This window comes from Couchioplanes caeruleus, assembly GCF_003751945.1.
Lineage (GTDB): Bacteria > Actinomycetota > Actinomycetes > Mycobacteriales > Micromonosporaceae > Actinoplanes > Actinoplanes caeruleus.
In genome coordinates, this window is record NZ_RJKL01000001.1 from 5,118,212 (window position 1) to 5,133,572 (window position 15,361).

General features: G+C 70.0%; 16 protein-coding genes. All 16 read right to left on the reverse strand.

All coding sequences use genetic code 11. From position 1 onward, the window contains the following. Positions 1 to 168: 168 nt before the first annotated feature. The 16 genes from EDD30_RS22810 to EDD30_RS41520 all read right to left on the reverse strand — a co-directional run bounded on the left by EDD30_RS22810 (position 169) and on the right by EDD30_RS41520 (position 15,321). Entirely contained in the window at positions 169 to 1,413 is a 1,245-nt protein-coding gene (locus EDD30_RS22810; RefSeq protein ID WP_071809743.1) for a flagellar hook protein FlgE, read from the reverse strand. Positions 1,414 to 1,416: 3 nt separating this feature from the next. Then, positions 1,417 to 1,983, reverse strand: coding sequence for a flagellar hook assembly protein FlgD (locus EDD30_RS22815; RefSeq protein WP_071809742.1), 567 nt, complete (start codon positions 1,981 to 1,983; stop codon positions 1,417 to 1,419). Positions 1,984 to 2,077: 94 nt separating this feature from the next. Then, the gene (locus EDD30_RS39295) at positions 2,078 to 4,141 is read right to left on the reverse strand and encodes a flagellar hook-length control protein FliK (protein WP_170208285.1); all 2,064 of its coding nucleotides are present in this window, start codon (positions 4,139 to 4,141) and stop codon (positions 2,078 to 2,080) included. A 29-nt stretch (positions 4,142 to 4,170) separates the two neighbouring features. Then, the gene (locus EDD30_RS41515; protein ID WP_071807803.1) at positions 4,171 to 5,145 is read right to left on the reverse strand and encodes a transglycosylase SLT domain-containing protein; all 975 of its coding nucleotides are present in this window, start codon (positions 5,143 to 5,145) and stop codon (positions 4,171 to 4,173) included. Next, the gene (locus EDD30_RS40805) at positions 5,142 to 5,843 is read right to left on the reverse strand and encodes a flagellar export protein FliJ (protein ID WP_244945367.1); all 702 of its coding nucleotides are present in this window, start codon (positions 5,841 to 5,843) and stop codon (positions 5,142 to 5,144) included. Before EDD30_RS40805 ends, EDD30_RS41515 begins: the two co-directional genes overlap by 4 nt. An 82-nt stretch (positions 5,844 to 5,925) precedes the next feature. Continuing rightward, positions 5,926 to 7,233 (reverse strand): FliI/YscN family ATPase, encoded by a 1,308-nt coding sequence (locus tag EDD30_RS22840; RefSeq protein ID WP_071807804.1) that lies wholly within the window; start codon positions 7,231 to 7,233, stop codon positions 5,926 to 5,928. Continuing rightward, complete coding sequence (locus EDD30_RS22845) at positions 7,230 to 7,904, reverse strand: FliH/SctL family protein (protein ID WP_244945368.1); 675 nt, start codon at positions 7,902 to 7,904, stop codon at positions 7,230 to 7,232. The genes EDD30_RS22840 and EDD30_RS22845 overlap by 4 nt, the downstream gene beginning before the upstream one ends. After that, a complete protein-coding gene (gene fliG / locus EDD30_RS22850) occupies positions 7,888 to 8,913 on the reverse strand; it encodes a flagellar motor switch protein FliG (protein WP_071807805.1) in 1,026 nt (341 codons plus the stop codon). Before fliG ends, EDD30_RS22845 begins: the two co-directional genes overlap by 17 nt. Before the next feature lie 43 nt (positions 8,914 to 8,956). Beyond that, positions 8,957 to 10,552: a flagellar basal-body MS-ring/collar protein FliF gene (gene fliF / locus EDD30_RS22855; protein ID WP_071807806.1), complete on the reverse strand. Its 1,596-nt coding sequence runs from the start codon at positions 10,550 to 10,552 to the stop codon at positions 8,957 to 8,959. Position 10,553: 1 nt separating this feature from the next. Then, positions 10,554 to 10,898, reverse strand: a complete 345-nt coding sequence (fliE, locus tag EDD30_RS22860; RefSeq protein ID WP_071807807.1) for a flagellar hook-basal body complex protein FliE — start codon at positions 10,896 to 10,898, stop codon at positions 10,554 to 10,556. Positions 10,899 to 10,900: 2 nt separating this feature from the next. Beyond that, the gene (locus EDD30_RS22865) at positions 10,901 to 11,296 is read right to left on the reverse strand and encodes a flagellar basal body rod protein FlgC (protein ID WP_071807808.1); all 396 of its coding nucleotides are present in this window, start codon (positions 11,294 to 11,296) and stop codon (positions 10,901 to 10,903) included. 5 nt (positions 11,297 to 11,301) lie between these two features. Continuing rightward, a complete protein-coding gene (locus tag EDD30_RS22870) occupies positions 11,302 to 11,649 on the reverse strand; it encodes a flagellar basal body rod protein FlgB (protein ID WP_071807809.1) in 348 nt (115 codons plus the stop codon). A gap of 192 nt (positions 11,650 to 11,841) precedes the next feature. Further along, a complete protein-coding gene (locus tag EDD30_RS22875) occupies positions 11,842 to 12,165 on the reverse strand; it encodes a hypothetical protein (protein ID WP_071807810.1) in 324 nt (107 codons plus the stop codon). Between the two features lie 6 nt (positions 12,166 to 12,171). Further along, positions 12,172 to 12,564, reverse strand: a complete 393-nt coding sequence (gene fliS, locus EDD30_RS22880) for a flagellar export chaperone FliS (RefSeq protein ID WP_071807811.1) — start codon at positions 12,562 to 12,564, stop codon at positions 12,172 to 12,174. 14 nt (positions 12,565 to 12,578) lie between these two features. Continuing rightward, a complete protein-coding gene (gene fliD, locus EDD30_RS22885; protein WP_071807812.1) occupies positions 12,579 to 14,021 on the reverse strand; it encodes a flagellar filament capping protein FliD in 1,443 nt (480 codons plus the stop codon). A 169-nt stretch (positions 14,022 to 14,190) separates the two neighbouring features. Continuing rightward, complete coding sequence (locus EDD30_RS41520; protein WP_123678466.1) at positions 14,191 to 15,321, reverse strand: flagellin N-terminal helical domain-containing protein; 1,131 nt, start codon at positions 15,319 to 15,321, stop codon at positions 14,191 to 14,193. Positions 15,322 to 15,361 lie beyond the last annotated feature (40 nt).

Consider the following 15,361-nt stretch of genomic DNA (forward strand, 5'->3'; position numbering starts at 1 on the left):
TTAGCGGCTGGTGGGGCCATCCGTGGCCCGTTCACATCACCATTCGGCGGAGCGACGGTTGCTGATAAGCGCGCTCCGGTCTCTTTACGGGTGCGAGCTACGCCGGAAATGAAGAAGCCGGGGCGAGCCGTGTGGCCCGTCCCGGCTTCCGCCGGAGTTGTGCGGTTATCAGCGCTTGAGGTTGACGAGTTCCTGGAGGATCTCGTCGGAGGTGGTGATGATCCGGCTGTTCGCCTGGAAGCCGCGCTGGGCGATCACCAGGTTGGTGAACTCCTGCGCCAGGTCGACGTTCGACATCTCCAGCGCGCCGTTGTTGATCAGGCCGAGCCCGGCCGAGCCTGCGGCGCCGACCTGGGCGAGGCCCGAGTTCACCGTGCTGCGGAACATCGAGTCGCCGATCTTCTCCAGGCCGTTGACGTTGTTGAAGTTCGCCAGGGCGAGCTGGCCGAGGGTCTGCTTCAGGCCGTTCGAGAACACACCCACGATCTGCCCGGTGTTCGACACGGTGTACGAGGCCAGGATGCCCGCCGCCGCACCGTCCGACGCGCTCACCCGGGCCTCGGTCTCACCGCTGTAATGGGTGAGGTCGCGGACGTCGATGGTGTAGGGCCCGAGGGCCACCGTGGTGGCCGGCAGGGCCGGGTTGCCCGGGTCGACCGGCCTGCCGTTGGGGAAGTTGAGGGGTTGGCTGGTGCCGCCGGCGTAGGGGGTCGCCGGGTTCGGACCGTCCGGCAGCTGCAACGTCCACTGCGCGGCCACTGCCGGCGGGCCGGCGGCCGGCATGACCGTCTTCTCCAGGCGCACATTGAGTGTGCTGGAGGCGCCGGTCGCGTCGATGACCGGCACAGGGATGACCTTGAAGTCATTCAGGGCGGCCTCGTAGGAGAGGTTGCCGGTGAAGGTCATGCTCTCGGTCGCCTCCGGCTGGAGGCTGATGCCGATCGGCAGCTTGATCGGCTCCGGCGCACCCGCCGAGTTGACCACGCCGTCGGTGTCGGCGGACCAGCCCTGCACCATCTGCCCGTTGGGCGTGGTCAGGTTGCCGTTCGCGTCGAAGGTGAACGAGCCTGCCCGGGTGTACAGCGTCTCGCCGCCACCCTTGACCATGAAGAAGCCGTCACCCTGGATCATCATGTCGCCGGACTTACCGGTGGTCTGCGCGGCGCCCTGGCTGAAGTTCGCGTTGACGCTCGCGGTACGCACACCGAGACCGACCTGCGCGGGGTTGGTACCACCCGAGTCGTTCTGCGGCGCGCCGGCGGCGTTGACCATCTGCGACAGCGTGTCCTGGAACACGGTCTGGCTGGACTTGTAACCGGTGGTGTTCACGTTGGAGATGTTGTTTCCGGTCACATCCATCATCTGCTGGTGCGCGCGCAGGCCGCTGATGCCGGAGAAGAGAGAACGCAGCATAGGTCAGTTGTCCTTCGTGGTAGCGGAATCGGAGGCAATGTTCTCGGTAGCGGTCTGTCCAGCGGCGCCCGTGGCACCGGCGTCCGTGCCGGTCGGGCTGGTGGTACCGGTCGCGGGCTGCGCGGCCGGCATCTGCTGGACTTCCGTGACCTTCGACAGCTGCACATCCATGTTCCCGACCACGAGCGTCGGTTCGCTGTCTCCGTTGAGCTTGGTCTTCGTGACGACGCCGGTCTGCGTGGCGCCGTTGGCGTCCTGGTACGTGACCGTGCGGCCGACCAGCGCGCTGGCGCCGATCAGCTGCTGGGCCTGCATCATCTCGGCGATCTGACCGAGCTTCTCGACCTGCGTGAACTGCGCGGTCTGCGCCAGGAACTGGGTGGAGTCCGCCGGGTTCGACGGGTCCTGGTACTTGAGCTGTGCCACCAGCAGCTTCAGGAACGTGTCCTGGTCGGCGACCGACCTGCTGCTGCCGGCGTCCGTGGTCGTCTTGTTGGTGTAGAACGACGTCGAAGAAGCCTTCTTGTCGTCGTACGTGTTGCTGACGAACCCGTTGATCGGCGAAGTCATGCGGCCGGACCTCCTGAAGTCGCTCGGTGACCCTCGCACTCAGGTTCGGCGGGCACGGCGATTCGCTTAGCCCCAATTTTCCGGTCGGACGAGCTTATGCCTGTACGTCGAGACGGCTGGTGTCGCTGGGACGAGAGGGCACCGGTGTGGCGGTCTCGGCGGACTCCGGTGCCGTGGCTTCCCGCCCGTTCCCGGTGCGAGCGTTGCCGTCGTTCATGAAGGCGAACTGCTGCCGCGCCTGCTCCTGGTTCGGGCCCTGCCGCAGATCCAGCGACGCGTTGCCGAAACCGGACTGCTGCAACTCACGTCGCAGGTCGTCCATCGCGTCCCGCAGCGACTCGTGCCCGGCATCGGTCGAGCTGGAGAGCTGGAGGTTGATCTCGCCGTTGCGGATCTCCGCCACGATCTGGACCGGGCCGAGGTCGACCGGGTGCAGGTTGACGGTGAGCCGGTGCACGCCGTCGGCGTCCAGGCGCAGCGGGGTGATCCGGGTCGCCAACTGCATGGCCACCGGACCCGGCAGCGGAGGCGCCGCCGCGGCCGGCGCGGTGGGTGCCAAGGGGGCTGCCGGTGCCGTGGGTGCGGTCGGTGCGACGCCGGTGATACCCACCGGCGTCTCCTGACCGGGCACACCGAAGCTCGTCGCCGGCGTGAAAGCACCCTGACCGGTGCCCGCCCCGCCGCTGCCCGCTCCGCCGGCGTTCCCGCCGTGCTCGCCGCCGGCTGAGCCGCCGGCCGTGCCGGACGTGTCGGCCGGGGCCGGACCGGTGGCCACGGTGTCGGTGGTGGGCGCGCCATTGGGGTCAGGGAGGGCCGCGGCACTCTCGGCCGTCGCGGCGGCGGCCGCGCCGACGGCCCCGGGGACGAGTCCGGTCGTTGAAGCCGCGATGCCTGGGGTCGTGGGAGCCAGAGTGGCCGGCGGTGCCGTCGGAGCTGGAGTGGTCTGTGGGGCAGCGGCCGGAACCGTGGGCGACGTGGTCGCTGCGCCCGTTTCCGGCGCTCCGGGCAGGTTCGCGGTCCCGGCCGGTGCGGTCGGCGGCTGCGGCATGGTCGCCACGGCGGGGGTCGCCATCGGGGCGCTCGCCGCCTGGCCGGACACCGGTGCCGTCGTGGTGCCGGAGAGCGCCGCCGCGGCCTGAGCGGCGGCGTCGGCGGGCGCGGCGGCCGTCTGCACGCCGTCCGGAGCGAGTGGCGTGGCGGTCGGCAACGGGGCGCCCGGCTGGGTCACAGGCGACGCGGCTTGCAGGCTCGCCGTGGCGGCCTGGGCGGTCGCGGCGGCGGCCTGCGCGCCCGATGTCGCCGCCAGGGCGGTGTCGGCCGCCGCCTCAGCGGCCGTCAGCGCCGCGGATGCCGCGGTGGCCGCCGGGGCGACGGCCCCGCTCTGCGCGGTCGTCGCCGTGGCAGGAGCGGTCGCCGGGGCGGCGGAGGCCTGCGGTGCCGCAATGGCGCCGGCGGCCAGGGCGATCGACGCGGCATGTGCCGCCGCGGTCGCGGAGGTCTCGGTGGTGACGGCGGCCTCGTCGGTCACCGCTTCCTCCGCCGGCGCGGCCGCGGACTCGGCCGGTGCGGCGGTGGCCTCGGGACGAGCCTCGGCGGGCCGGCGGCTCTCCGGACGGACGTTGTCGGGGCGGGCGTTGTCGGGGCGGGCGTTGTCGGGACGGGCGTTCTCCGGGCGCGAGTTCTCGGGGCGCGCGTACTCCGACCGGGTCCCCGACGCGTCGTCCGGGCGGGAGGTCTCGGGCCGCTGTGCCGCTCGCTTCGCGTCGGCTCGGTCCTGCGACAGTCGCTGCTGCTGGGCGACCCGGTCCTGGGCCGCGCGGAGCTGAAAGCCCTTGGCGACGGCCACCTCGACCGACCGTTCCGCGGCGACCCGGTCCGCGGCGAGGCGGGCCAGGGCCGACCGTGCGGAGGAGGCCCGATCGGCCGCCCGATCGTCGGCGGCGCGATTCTGCAGGCGGGTCTCGGCCGCGTGCTCGCGGGCCTGTCCGGCGCGGGCACGCTCCCGGAGCTGCCCGGGATCGTCGTCGTCCGGGGCGCGGTCGAGCTCGGCGGAGAGGGCGGATCCGAACGCCTCGCCCCCGTCGCCGGCGCGGGAACCCGCACGGCTTCCGGCGTCGACCGCGGGTCTGCGGTCCGGACCGGTGACGGAGCTCGTCACGGAGTGCCTCCTCTCGTCGGGACCGAAGCTCAGCCGAGGGCGGCCAGAGCCTTCTGCACCTTCGGGACGTACTTCTGGGTCTCGGCGAACGGCGGGATGCCGCCGTACTTGTGCACGCTGCCACCGCCCGCGTTGTACGCGGCCAGCGCGAGCTCCACCGACTTGAACTCCTTCAGGTTGTTGCGCAGGAGCTTCGCGGCGCCGTTGATGGCCTGCTCGGGGTCGAACGAGTTCTTCACCCCGAGACCACGGGCCGTGCCCGGCATGAGCTGCATGAGGCCCTGCGCACCGGCGGGACTGACCGCCTTCGGGTTGTAGCCCGACTCGACCTTGGCCACGGCGGCCAGCAGCTTGGGGGAGACGCCGTACTTGGCGCCGGCCCTGATGAACATGTCCGCGTACGGGACGCCGGACAACGACGAGGAGTTCTGCAGGCTCGCCGGGCGGATGGCGGCGGCGCCCGTGGCGGCCGAGGCGGCGTTGGCGTCGGCGGTGCCGAGCACGCGCCGGATGTGGGTCGGCTTCTCGTACACCGACTGGATCTTGACCTGGTCGCCCGGCTTGGGCGCCGCGATCATCTTGTTGTCGCCGAGGTAGATGGCGACGTGGTCGACCGGCGAGTTGAACGCGAGGATGTCGCCCGGCTTGGCCTGGGCGAGGCTGTCCACCTTCGTGCCGACCTTGGCCTGCTGACCCGAGGTACGGGGCAGTTCGATGCCGAGGTCCTTGTACGCCCGCTGCACCAGCGCGGAGCAGTCGAGGCCCTTGTCCGGGTTGGTGCTGCCGAACACGTACGGGGTGCCGAGGTACTTCTTGGCGGCGTCGACCACGGCCTGCCCGGTGACCCCGGAGGCGGCGGTGGTGGTCGTGGTGCCCGTGGCGCTGGCGAGAGCTCCTGCGAACGATGCGCCGGAAGCGGCGGCGGTGCCAGTGGTGGTCGGTGCGACGCCGAGCTGCGCCTGCAGCTCGGAGATGCGGGACAGAACACCCTGAACACCCATCATGCGCGGCTCCCGTGGTCGTCGTCGGCGTTGCCTTCGTCTTCGAGTTCGGCGGGTTCCGGGGAGCGCTTAGCGGCAAGGTGCAACTGACTGCGGGTCCGTTCGATCGCGACGCGCGCGTCGGCGAGGTCGATGAAGGGACGCTGGGCGGCTACCCCCAACGCCGTCTCGCGGGCGACCTCCTCGCGGGCGGCGGCCGCGGCGGCCCGGTCGGCGATCGAGCCGGCGCCGGTGCGCAGGGCGTTGGCGCGCTCCTCGGTCGTCGCGTCGATGCCCCGGGCGGCGTTGCGCGCCTTCGAGGTCACCGCCATCTCGTCGATGTTGTTCTGCTCGACGGTGAGGTCGTGCTTGCGGACGGTCTCGGCGTGCCGCTCGGACAGCATCTCCACGGCGCGGCGGCGCTTCGCCGCGTCCGCCAGCTCGGCGACCTTCTCCTTGGTCCGTTCCTCGGCCTCGCCGACCATCCGGTGGGCGCCGGAGAGGCTGGCGGCCAGCGACTGCCGGGCCACCATCGAGGCGACCATCGCCCGCGCGGTGCCCTCGGACGGCGCGTCCGCACCGGCGAGGTCGAGCTGCCGGCGCTTGACCAGCGCCTGGGCGTCCCGGATCTCCTGGCGTGACTGGATCACCGCGCCGCGGGCGGCGTCCTCCTGGGCCTTGCGGGCACGCAGCACGGGGCCGAGCCGGAACATGCGATTCACGAGACCTCCCAGAAAGAGCCGTACACAGTCCCGGTCGGCCCTCCCGGCGGCGCGCTGAGCGCCTGCACCCGACCTGCACCGATCAGGAGGCCGCGATGAGCTGGCGCAGTTGCGCCCAGGCCTGCTCCGCGGAGACCTTCTCGTCCAGTCCCTGACGCAGGAACGCGGTGATGTGCGGCCAGATCGCCGTGGCGCGGTCCGCGTCCGGGTTTGTGCCGGGCACGTAGGCGCCGATCTCCACCAGCTCCCGGACGTCGCGGTGCGCGGCCATCATCCGGCGCAGCTCGGTGGCGTCGCTCCTCTGCTCCGGGGTGGTGATCTTGTTGGCCACCCGGGAGATGGAGTCGAGCGCCTGGATGCTCGGGAAGTGCCCGGCCGTCGCCAGCTTGCGGTCCAGCACGATGTGCCCGTCCAGGATCGAGCGGGCCGCGTCGGCGATCGGCTCGTTGTGGTCGTCTCCCTCCACCAGCACCGTGTAGAGGCCGGTGATGCTGCCGCGTGCGCCCGGGCCGGCCCGCTCCAGCAGCGATGCCAGCATCGCGAAGACCGACGGCGGATAGCCGCGGGTCGCCGGCGGCTCGCCGACCGAGAGGCCGACCTCGCGCTGGGCCATCGCCGCGCGGGTGACGCTGTCCATGAGCATGAGGACGTCCTGGCCCTCGTCGCGGAAGTACTCGGCGATCCGGGTCGCCACGAGGGGGGCGCGCAGCCGCACGAGCGGCGGGGTGTCCGAGGTCGCGATCACCACTACCGAGCGGGCCAGTCCCTCCGGGCCCAGGTCGTGCTCGATGAACTCGCGCACCTCGCGGCCGCGCTCGCCGACCAGGGCGACGACGTTGAGCTCGGCGGTGGTGCCCCGCGTGATCATCGACATCAGCGTGGACTTGCCGACGCCGGAACCGGCGAAGATGCCGATGCGCTGGCCCCGGCCGCAGGGCACGAGGGTGTCGAGCACCCGCACGCCCAGCGGCATCGGGGCGTCGACGAGCTGGCGTTCCATCGCCGACGGCGGCGCCGCCTCGATGCTCACCAGGTCGCCCAGCAGCGGCGGGCCGCCGTCCATCGGCCGGCCCAGCCCGTCCAGGATCCGCCCGCGCAGGTCGGGACCGACCGCCACGCGCAGCGGGCCGCCGGTCGACACCACCGGGTTGCCGGTGCCGAGGCCGGCGATGGGCCCGAGGGGCAGGCAGGACAGGCGGTCGCCGTCGAGGGCCGCGACCTCCGCGAGGACCATCTCGTCGCCCTCGCCGATCTGGAGCAGGTCGCCGACGCGGGCGTCGAGCCCGCTCACCGTGACCCGGAGGCCGACGGCGCCGGTCACCTTTCCGCGGCTCAGCGGCCGCGCGGCGGTGAGGGCGGCGTTGATGCGGTTGCGGAAGACATCGGTCACAGGCGCAGGGCTTCCTTCGCTCTGGCGACCGCGGCGGCGATCGACGCGTCCACCGTGGTGGTTCCGGTCTCGGCCACGGCGTCGCCGGGTCGCAGCGCCGGGTCGGGGCGCAGGTGCACCGGCCGGCCCTCGTAGTTGTAGTCGGCGTCGGTTGCCGTGCCGACGAGATTGCGGAAATCCTCGGGATGGAGGCTGACCACGATGTCGCCCTGGTCCGGTGCGGCGTTCATGGCCCGGCGCAGCGCGGCCGCGGCACGCCCCTCCGGGTCGTCCATCGCCCGGCCGACGATCGCCTCGGCGAGCTCGAAGGCGTGCGCCAGCACGGCCTCCTGCAACTCGTGCAGGGTCGGCATGAGCTGGGTTTCCAGCCCCGTTACCGCCCGGCCGAGGGCGTTGACCGCCTGTGCCAGCGCGGCGGCCCTGCGCTGCTCGTGCGCGTGCTCGCGCGCCCGGGCCCGTTCGACGACGGTCTCGGCCTCGACCGCGGCGGCCCGCTGCCCCTGCGCCCAGCCCGCGGCGTAGCCGGCGGTCCGGGCCTCCTGCTTCGCCCGCTCCACCGGAGCGCTGTCGACGGGTACGTCGCGGCGCAGGTCCACGCCGAAGCGGACGGCGGCGGCGGACTCGGCCACCGAACCGCGCAGCACCGGCCGGTCCTCAGACGACGAGCTCATCGGCCTCGCCGCCACGCTGGATCTCGATCTGGCCGGAGTCCTCGAGCGAGCGGATCACCGAGACGATCTTCTGCTGCGACTCCTCGACCATCCGCACCTTGACCGGGCCCATGAGGTCCATCTCCTCCAGGAGGTTGTCCCGGCCGCGCTCGGACAGGTTGCTGGTGACCTTGTTGCGGACCTCGTCGTTGACGCCCTTGAGGGCGGTGGCGAGGTCGGAGGGCTCGACCTGGCGCAGCACGAGCTGCACCGACCGGTCGTCGAGGTTGACGATGTCCTCGAACATGAACATCCGCCGGCGGATCTCCTCGGCGATCTCCGGGCTGCGGGCCTCCAGCGCCTCGAGGATGAGCCGCTCGGTGGTGCGGTCGGCGCGGTTGATGATGTCGACCAGTGGCCCCAGGCCGCCGACCGTGGACAGCTGGTCGGGCTGCAGCACCGTGGAGAGCTTGCGCTGCAGGGCCATCTCGACCTGACGGATCACGTCCGGACTGGTCCGGTCCATGACCGCGATCCGGTGAGCCACGTCCGACTGCACCTCGGGCGCGAGGCCGGACAGGATCGAGGAGGCCAGCGCCGAGGGGATGTGCGCCAGCACCAGGGCGATGGTCTGCGGGTGCTCGTGCTGGACATACGAGAGCAACTGCCGGGGATCGGCGTGGCTGAGGAAGTTGAACGGCATGTCGGTCATCGACGCCTGGAGCCGGTCCAGGATGAGCGCGGCCCGCTCACTGCCGAGCGACGCCTCGAGCAGCTCCCGGGCGTAGGCCATGCCGCCCGCGCCGGCGTGCTTGGTCGTGGCCATGGCGTAGAACTCGTCGATGACGTCGCTGACCACGTCGGGTTCGAGCTTGCCGAGCCGGGCGATCTCGGCCGAGAGCTCCTCGACCTCGTTCTCCTTCATGTTGGCCAGGACCTTGGCCGAGGCTTCCTTGCCCATGCGCACCAGCAGGATGGCTGCCTTGCGCAGACCGGTCATCGACGCCGTACTCAGCGCGGGTGTGGACAATGCGGTTCCTCCTTGAACCAGGGGGTGGGGCTCGTCGGATCAGTCAGCGCCCGGCGCCCAGCCATCCGCGCAGCAGTGCGGCCATCTCCTCCGGCTGGTCCTGGACCATCTGCTCGATCTCGCGCTGGCGGCCCTCGAGCTCCTCGTAGCTGACGTTCGCGGCCTCGATCGCTGGCGACGGGATCGCCGCGTTCAGCTCGGCCAGGCGCTGTGCCTCCAGGGCGGCCTGCATGTCCTCGAGGTGCTTGAGCTCGGCCGGGGTCAGCGCCTTGCGCTTCTTCTGCTTCCGGCTCCAGCGCCAGGCGAGGAAGATCAGGAAGAGGACGGCCAGGGCCATCGCCGCCGTCTTGATCAGCGAGCTCTGCTTCGCGCTCTGCTCCGCGGCGGCCGAGGCGGCCAGGGCATCCTTGGCGGCGGTGGCGGCGCTGGTGTCGAAAGCCATCGCGCTGACCGCGATCGTGTCGCCCCGGGTCGGGTCGATGCCGGCCGCGGCGCTGACGAGCTGCTGCACGTCTGCCTGGTTCACCGCACCCGCGGTGGTGGCGTCAAGCAGCACGGCGACGTTGAGCCGCTTGATGCCGCCGGGGGCGCTGTTGCGGGCCTCGGTGGTCTTGTTGACGGCGTTGTTGCGCACGACGTTGCTGTTCTCGTACTGACCGCCGCTCGCGGTACCGGCGTTGGGCACCTGGATGTTGTCCGGGCCGAGCACGCCACCGGTGCCGGTGCCGTTGCCGTTGTACGCCTCGCGGCTGATGCTCTCCGACAGCGCGGCCACGTTCGGGTCCGAGGAGTACGTCTCCGTGGTGGTCTGGGTCTGGTCGAAGTCCAGCTCGGCGGTGGTGGTGACCACGGCGTGGCCCGGCCCGACCACGGCGTCGAGCATGTTCTGCAACGACTGGTTCAGACGGTTCTGGAAGGCGACGGTCTGCGAGTCGGCGCCGCTGTCCCCGCCGGTGGCCACGGCCTGGCCGCCGCCGGTCGAGAGGATCTTGCCGTCCGCGCCGGCCACGGTGACGTTGGTCGGGTCGAGGCCCTCCACGCTCGAGGCGACGAGGTGCACGATCGCCTGGACGGTCTGGTTCGACAGCGGTTTGCTGGCAGACGACTGCACCAGCACCGAGGCGGTGGTCTTGTTCTCGTCGTCGGCGAAGACGTCCTTCTGCGGAATCACCAAATTGACGGTCGCCGCTTCGACGCCGTCAATCGCCTTGATGGTGTTCGCCAGCTCGCCTTGCAGGGCCCGCTGGTAATTCGTGTGCTGCATGAAGTCGCTGGTGGTGATGCCCTGTTGGTCGAGCAGCGCGTAGCCGGTCTCCGATTCCCCGGGCAGGCCCTCGCCGGACAACTGCAGGCGCAGGTCGTACACCTGGTCCTGCGGCACCATGATGGTGGTGCCGCCGTTGGCCAGTTCGTACGGCGTGCTGGACTTCTGCAGCGACTCGACGATCGCGCTGGCGTCCTTGCTCGACAGGTTGCTGAACAGTGCGGAGTACGACGGCTTCGAGGCCCAGGTGGCGAAGAAGTAGCCGCCGATGGCGAGGGCGAGCACCGTCGCGATCGTGACGGCCTTCTGTCCCGGGGTGAAGGACTTGAAGGTGTCGCCGACCTTGCGTACGGGCGCGGGGAGACGGTCCGTCATTTTAGGCCTGCATTCTCATGATTTCCTGGAAGGCCTCGACGGCCTTGTTCCGGATCGCCATGGTGAGCTGGAGGCCGAGGGCGGCCTCGGTGGACGCCATGGTGTACTGCGCGGGGTCCTGGAGCGTGCCGTTGGCTACCTGCACGGCCAGGTCGCCCGCCTTGGTCTGGGATTCCTGCACGCTCTCCAGACCCTTGGACAACATGCTGGCGAAGTCGGAGTTCGGTCCGCTGACCTGCTCGGTGCCGGCGAGCCCGCCGGCACCCGAGACCCCGCTCACGCCGCTGACCCCGCCGACGCCGGTCAGGCCGCCGACGGCGCCGAGCGCACCGATCGGGGAGGTCATGATCAGCCCTTCCCGAGGTTGATCGCGGCCTGGTATGACTCCCGCGCCCGGTCGACGACCGACAGGTTCGCCTGGTACGAGCGCTGCGCCATCATCATCTGAGCCATCTGGCTGCCGAGGTCGATGTCCGGGCGGCGCACGTAGCCCTCGGTGTCGGCCAGCGGGTTGTCGGGCTCGTAGGAGAGCCGGCCCTCGGCGCTGCCCAGGGCGATGCCGCCGACCTGGGCGCCGTTGCCGTCCTGCGCCTCCTGGGCCACGACGTAGCGGGCCTGGAAGGCGTTCTCGGACGTCCGGCTGACATTGTCGATGTTGGCGATGTTGTCCGACACGGCGTCGAGCCACTTGCGGTACACGGTCACGCCGGTTGCGGCCGTACCGATCGCGTTGAAGGTGCTCATCTAAGTCAGGCCCCCTTGATGGCGTCGCGGATCAGGCTGTACTTGCCGTCGAGAGCGCGGATGGTGAGCTGGTAGCGCATCGTGGTGTCGATGTGCGAGAGCGTCTCCTCGTCCAGGTTGACGTTGTTGCCGTTGAGGCGCGTCGGCTCAAGCGAGTTGTGCACGCTCGGCGCGACCGTCGAGGGCGACTGGCCGTGAGCGACGGCGCTGCTGAGCGCCTCCTCGAACTTGACCTTACGAGCCCGATAGCCGGGGGTCTCGATATTGGCGATGTTGTTGGCGATGGCGTTCTGCCGGGCGGACAAGCCCGCTACTGCGACGCGGAGCGAGGACGATGCGACGTCATCGAACACGGATGTGTTCCTTCCCAGTGGTGCGGGGCGCCGGTCCTTGGCTTGCTGGCCGAGCAGTCCTTTGCTCGTACCTTTTGCTTCGGCCCGTCCTGCGATCCGCTGAGCATGGAACGGTTGCTGACCGGTTGCACACGAAAGGAACCCGGCGCCCTCGAGGGGGCACCGGGTTCCGGTGTCGATGATGCTGCTGGGTCACATGGCGCAGTCGATGTAGGTGGGCACCTGCTTGCCCGGAGTGCCGACCTCCACCCGTGAGGCGAAGGCCGTCTGCCGGCGGTTGGCGGTGATCGCCAGGGCCGCCGCCTTCGCCGCCTCGAGCTGGCGGGTCAGGATGAAGTCTGCGCGGGGCTTCAGGTCCAGCGGGAGAGGTCCGAGTCCCGCCGGCGGTTCCCACGGCTTCGCGAGCGGCAGTTCCTGGGTGCGATGGTCGTTCGAGATCATCCGCTCGACGTCCTCGACGTCCGCTTCCAGCTCGTCGAGCGCCGCGATCCAGGCTTGCCGCCACTGGTCGGCCATGGCGGATCAGCCCTCTGCCGCCGCGACGGCCAGTGCCGCCTCGCGCCAGGTGTCCCGCAAGGGCTCCATCAGGCTCTTGATCGACGAGACCTTCTCCGCGTCGCCGCGCACGTTCGCGTTGACCAGCTCCGTCTGCGCGAAGGTGTAGAGCGCGGCCAGGTCCTTGGCACCCTCCCAGGCGTCTACGTTCAGCGTCACCTGAAGCTCGGTGACGATGTCCTGAGCGTGCTTCAGGTGCGTATTGGCCTCGGGCCGGTCGCCGGCGACCAGCGCCTCCTCGCCGCGGACGAGGTCCATGACCAGGCGGTCGAAGAGCATCAGCAGCAGCTTGGCCGGCGAGGCCGTCGCGGTGGAGTCGGCGAGATAGCGCTCGCGCATGGCCGGTGAAAGGTTGGTCATGGGGTGAGCTCCGCTCAGCCGAGGCCGGCGAGCTGACTCGCCAGCCAGGAGGACTGTTGCTGCATCTTGCCGAGGGCGACCTCGAGACCGGAGAACTGCTTCTGCAACGCCAACTTACGCATCTCCAGCCGGACGTCCCATTCGCTTACTTGATCGTTGAGTCGACTGATGGTGTTGTTGTTGCGCTCGATGAGCGCCTGCATGGTGCCCTTTGTGGGCTTGGTGGGGTTGGTGGGGTCGACGACGCCCACGCTGGCGATCAGCCCGAGCGCCTCCATCTTGCGGCCCAGTCCGGCGGCAGTGTCGAAACCCGGGTCGAACTTCCCGTCGGTCCCGCCGGTCTTTTCCGTGTACGTGTCGAAATACGCCTGCGTCTTGGCCGGATCGGCCTGGTACGCGTCGATGAACTTCTGCTTGTCGAAGGTGAGCTTGCCGCTGCGGTCGACCGCGACCCCGACATCGCTGTAACTGGCGACGCCGCCGTTCGCGCCGAGCCCGGGGATGCCCCCCGAGACGGCGCCGAGGATGTCCTGGGTGAGCTTGCGCATCGCGCTGTCGCCGACCAGTGGGCCGGCCGCTGTCTGACCAGACTTGATCTTGCTCTGGGAGGCGATCTCGGTCAGCGCCACGTTGGCGTTGTCGATCAGGGCCTGCACCTTGGCGGCGATGCCCTCGGCGTCGGCGGCGACGTCGATGGTCACCGCCGGGTCGGTGGCCGCCTGCGCCCTGACGGCAGTCACGGTGACACCCGGCAGCACATCGGCGAAAGTGTTCGTCGCGGACGTGATGGAGTACGCGGTGGTGGTGAGATCGCTGGGGTCGCCGACCGTGATCTGAGCATCGGTGCCGTTGACCGTGACTGTGGGGTCGGTCAGGCTGAGGCCGGTCGGCGTTCCTGCGGCGGTCATCGCGGCGGCACCGGCGGCTCCGCTGTCCTTGGCGGTGAGCTGCAGTGTGTACTTACCCGCTCCGATCTGCACGGCTGCGGCCTTGTAGGCGACGTTGGCCTCAGCGTTGATTGCGGCAACCACAGACTGGAGCGACTTGTCCGCCGGGTTGAGCGTCTTGGTGGTGCCGTCCTTGAGCTTCACGTCGAACGTGCTGCCCGCCAGGACCGGCGATCCTGTGGCATCGCTGGCAGAGCTGACCGCCGAAGCGGCGGAGAAGGTCAGGACGTGCGTCGACGCGAGCTTGTCGACATGGAAGCTGAGCGAGCCCGCGCCGGCCCCCGCCGCCGCCGAGACCACGGCGGCGGTGGAGTTCGAGGTGGCCTTCATGCCGCCCCAGGTGGTGGAGCTCCCCAGGGCGTTGGCCGCGGACACCAGGCTGGACAGCCTGCTGTTCACGCTCTGGTAGGCGGCGACCACCTTGTTCGTGGTGGAGATCTTGGTCTTCAGCGCCGTCTGCGGGAGCGCCTCGATCTTCATGAGCTGTGCGATCGTGTCGGTCGTGCTCATGCCGGTAACAAGGCCGTCAACACTGGCCATGAGGCTGATCCCTCCGTCGGTCGGGCTGTACGTGACGGGCGGCCGGCGATGTCGCCGACCGCCCGTCTATTCGGTTGTCTGTGCGGTTGACTGAGCTGTTCCACGGTGATCGTCGCTAGGCGGTTCTCACCGTGTCGGGTCAGCGCAGGAGGGACAGGACGCCCTGCTGCGACTGGTTCGCCTGGGACAGCATCGCGGTGCCGGCCTGGGTGAGGATCTGCGAGCGGGTGAAGGACATCATCTCCTGCGCCATGTCGGTGTCGCGGATGCGGCTCTCCGACGCGGACAGGTTCTCCACGGCGACGTTGGCGTTGTTGATGGTGTGCTCGAGCCGGTTCTGGTAGGCACCGAGCTGCGCCCGAGCGGTCGACACCTGAGAGATCTTGCCGTCCAGGGCGGTGATGGCCGACTGAGCGCTCGTTGCATCCGTGAAGCTCAGGCCGCTCCGGACGCCGCTGTTGCCGGCGATGCCGAACGTGGCATCCGCGGTTGCCGCGGTGCCGCCACTCACGTCCTTGCCGGTCTTGGACGACACCACCAGATTTCCGGTGTCGTCCGTGGACGCCACGAAGTGGTTGTTGAAGTCGTCGTCATTGTTCAACACCACCACCTGGGCGGCCACGTCAGCAGGCGCGGCGGCGAAGGCCACCGACGCGTCGTTGGTGCCGTCGGTGAAGGTCATCGTGCTACCCATGCCGGGAAGGGCGCCGGTGATCGTGGTCTTGTTCGTGAGGGTGTCGGCGATGTCCTTGACGTTGGCGGAGGCCAGGTCGACCTCGATCTGGCTGTTGGCGTCGCCGTCGGCGCCGACCTGGAACTTCATCTTGCCGTCGCCGGCGGCGCCGGCGGTGCCGTCGAGCAGGTTCGTGCCGTTGAAGTTGGTCGAGTTGCCGATCCGCTTCAATTCGTCGTTGAGGCTGCTGACCTCGGTGGCGATGTTGGCGCGGGCCTCGTCGTTGTTGGAGTCGTTACCCGCCTGCACGCCCAGGTCCCGCATGCGCTGCAGGATCGAGTGCACCTCGTTGAGCGCGCCCTCGGCGGTCTGCACGACCGAGACGCCGTCCTGCGCGTTGCGGACGGCGACCTTGAGGCCACCGACCTGGCTGCGCAGGCCCTCGCTGATCGCCAGACCGGCGGCGTCGTCGGCGGCCCGGTTGATCCGGAAGCCCGACGACAGCTTCTCGAGCGACTTCGACATCTGGTTGTCGGAGACCGAGAGGCTGCGGTAGGCGTTCTGGGCGGCGATGTTCTGGTTGATACGAAGACCCATGTGAAGTTCCTCCTTGAGTGGGGTCCTTGACCGGCCCGTC

Excerpts from the sequence above, each read along its gene's own strand:
- EDD30_RS22815 (WP_071809742.1), bottom strand. The coding sequence starts at position 1,983 with ATGACTTCGCCGATCAACGGGTTCGTCAGCAACACGTACGACGACAAG.
- EDD30_RS22845 (WP_244945368.1), bottom strand. The coding sequence starts at position 7,904 with ATGAGCTCGTCGTCTGAGGACCGGCCGGTGCTGCGCGGTTCGGTGGCC.
- fliS (WP_071807811.1), bottom strand. The coding sequence starts at position 12,564 with ATGACCAACCTTTCACCGGCCATGCGCGAGCGCTATCTCGCCGACTCC.
- fliD (WP_071807812.1), bottom strand. The coding sequence starts at position 14,021 with ATGAGCACGACCGACACGATCGCACAGCTCATGAAGATCGAGGCGCTC.
- EDD30_RS22875 (WP_071807810.1), bottom strand. The coding sequence starts at position 12,165 with ATGGCCGACCAGTGGCGGCAAGCCTGGATCGCGGCGCTCGACGAGCTG.
- EDD30_RS41520 (WP_123678466.1), bottom strand. The coding sequence starts at position 15,321 with ATGGGTCTTCGTATCAACCAGAACATCGCCGCCCAGAACGCCTACCGC.
- EDD30_RS22865 (WP_071807808.1), bottom strand. The coding sequence starts at position 11,296 with ATGAGCACCTTCAACGCGATCGGTACGGCCGCAACCGGCGTGACCGTG.
- EDD30_RS41515 (WP_071807803.1), bottom strand. The coding sequence starts at position 5,145 with ATGATGGGTGTTCAGGGTGTTCTGTCCCGCATCTCCGAGCTGCAGGCG.
- fliE (WP_071807807.1), bottom strand. The coding sequence starts at position 10,898 with ATGACCTCCCCGATCGGTGCGCTCGGCGCCGTCGGCGGCCTGACCGGC.
- EDD30_RS22810 (WP_071809743.1), bottom strand. The coding sequence starts at position 1,413 with ATGCTGCGTTCTCTCTTCTCCGGCATCAGCGGCCTGCGCGCGCACCAG.
- fliF (WP_071807806.1), bottom strand. The coding sequence starts at position 10,552 with ATGACGGACCGTCTCCCCGCGCCCGTACGCAAGGTCGGCGACACCTTC.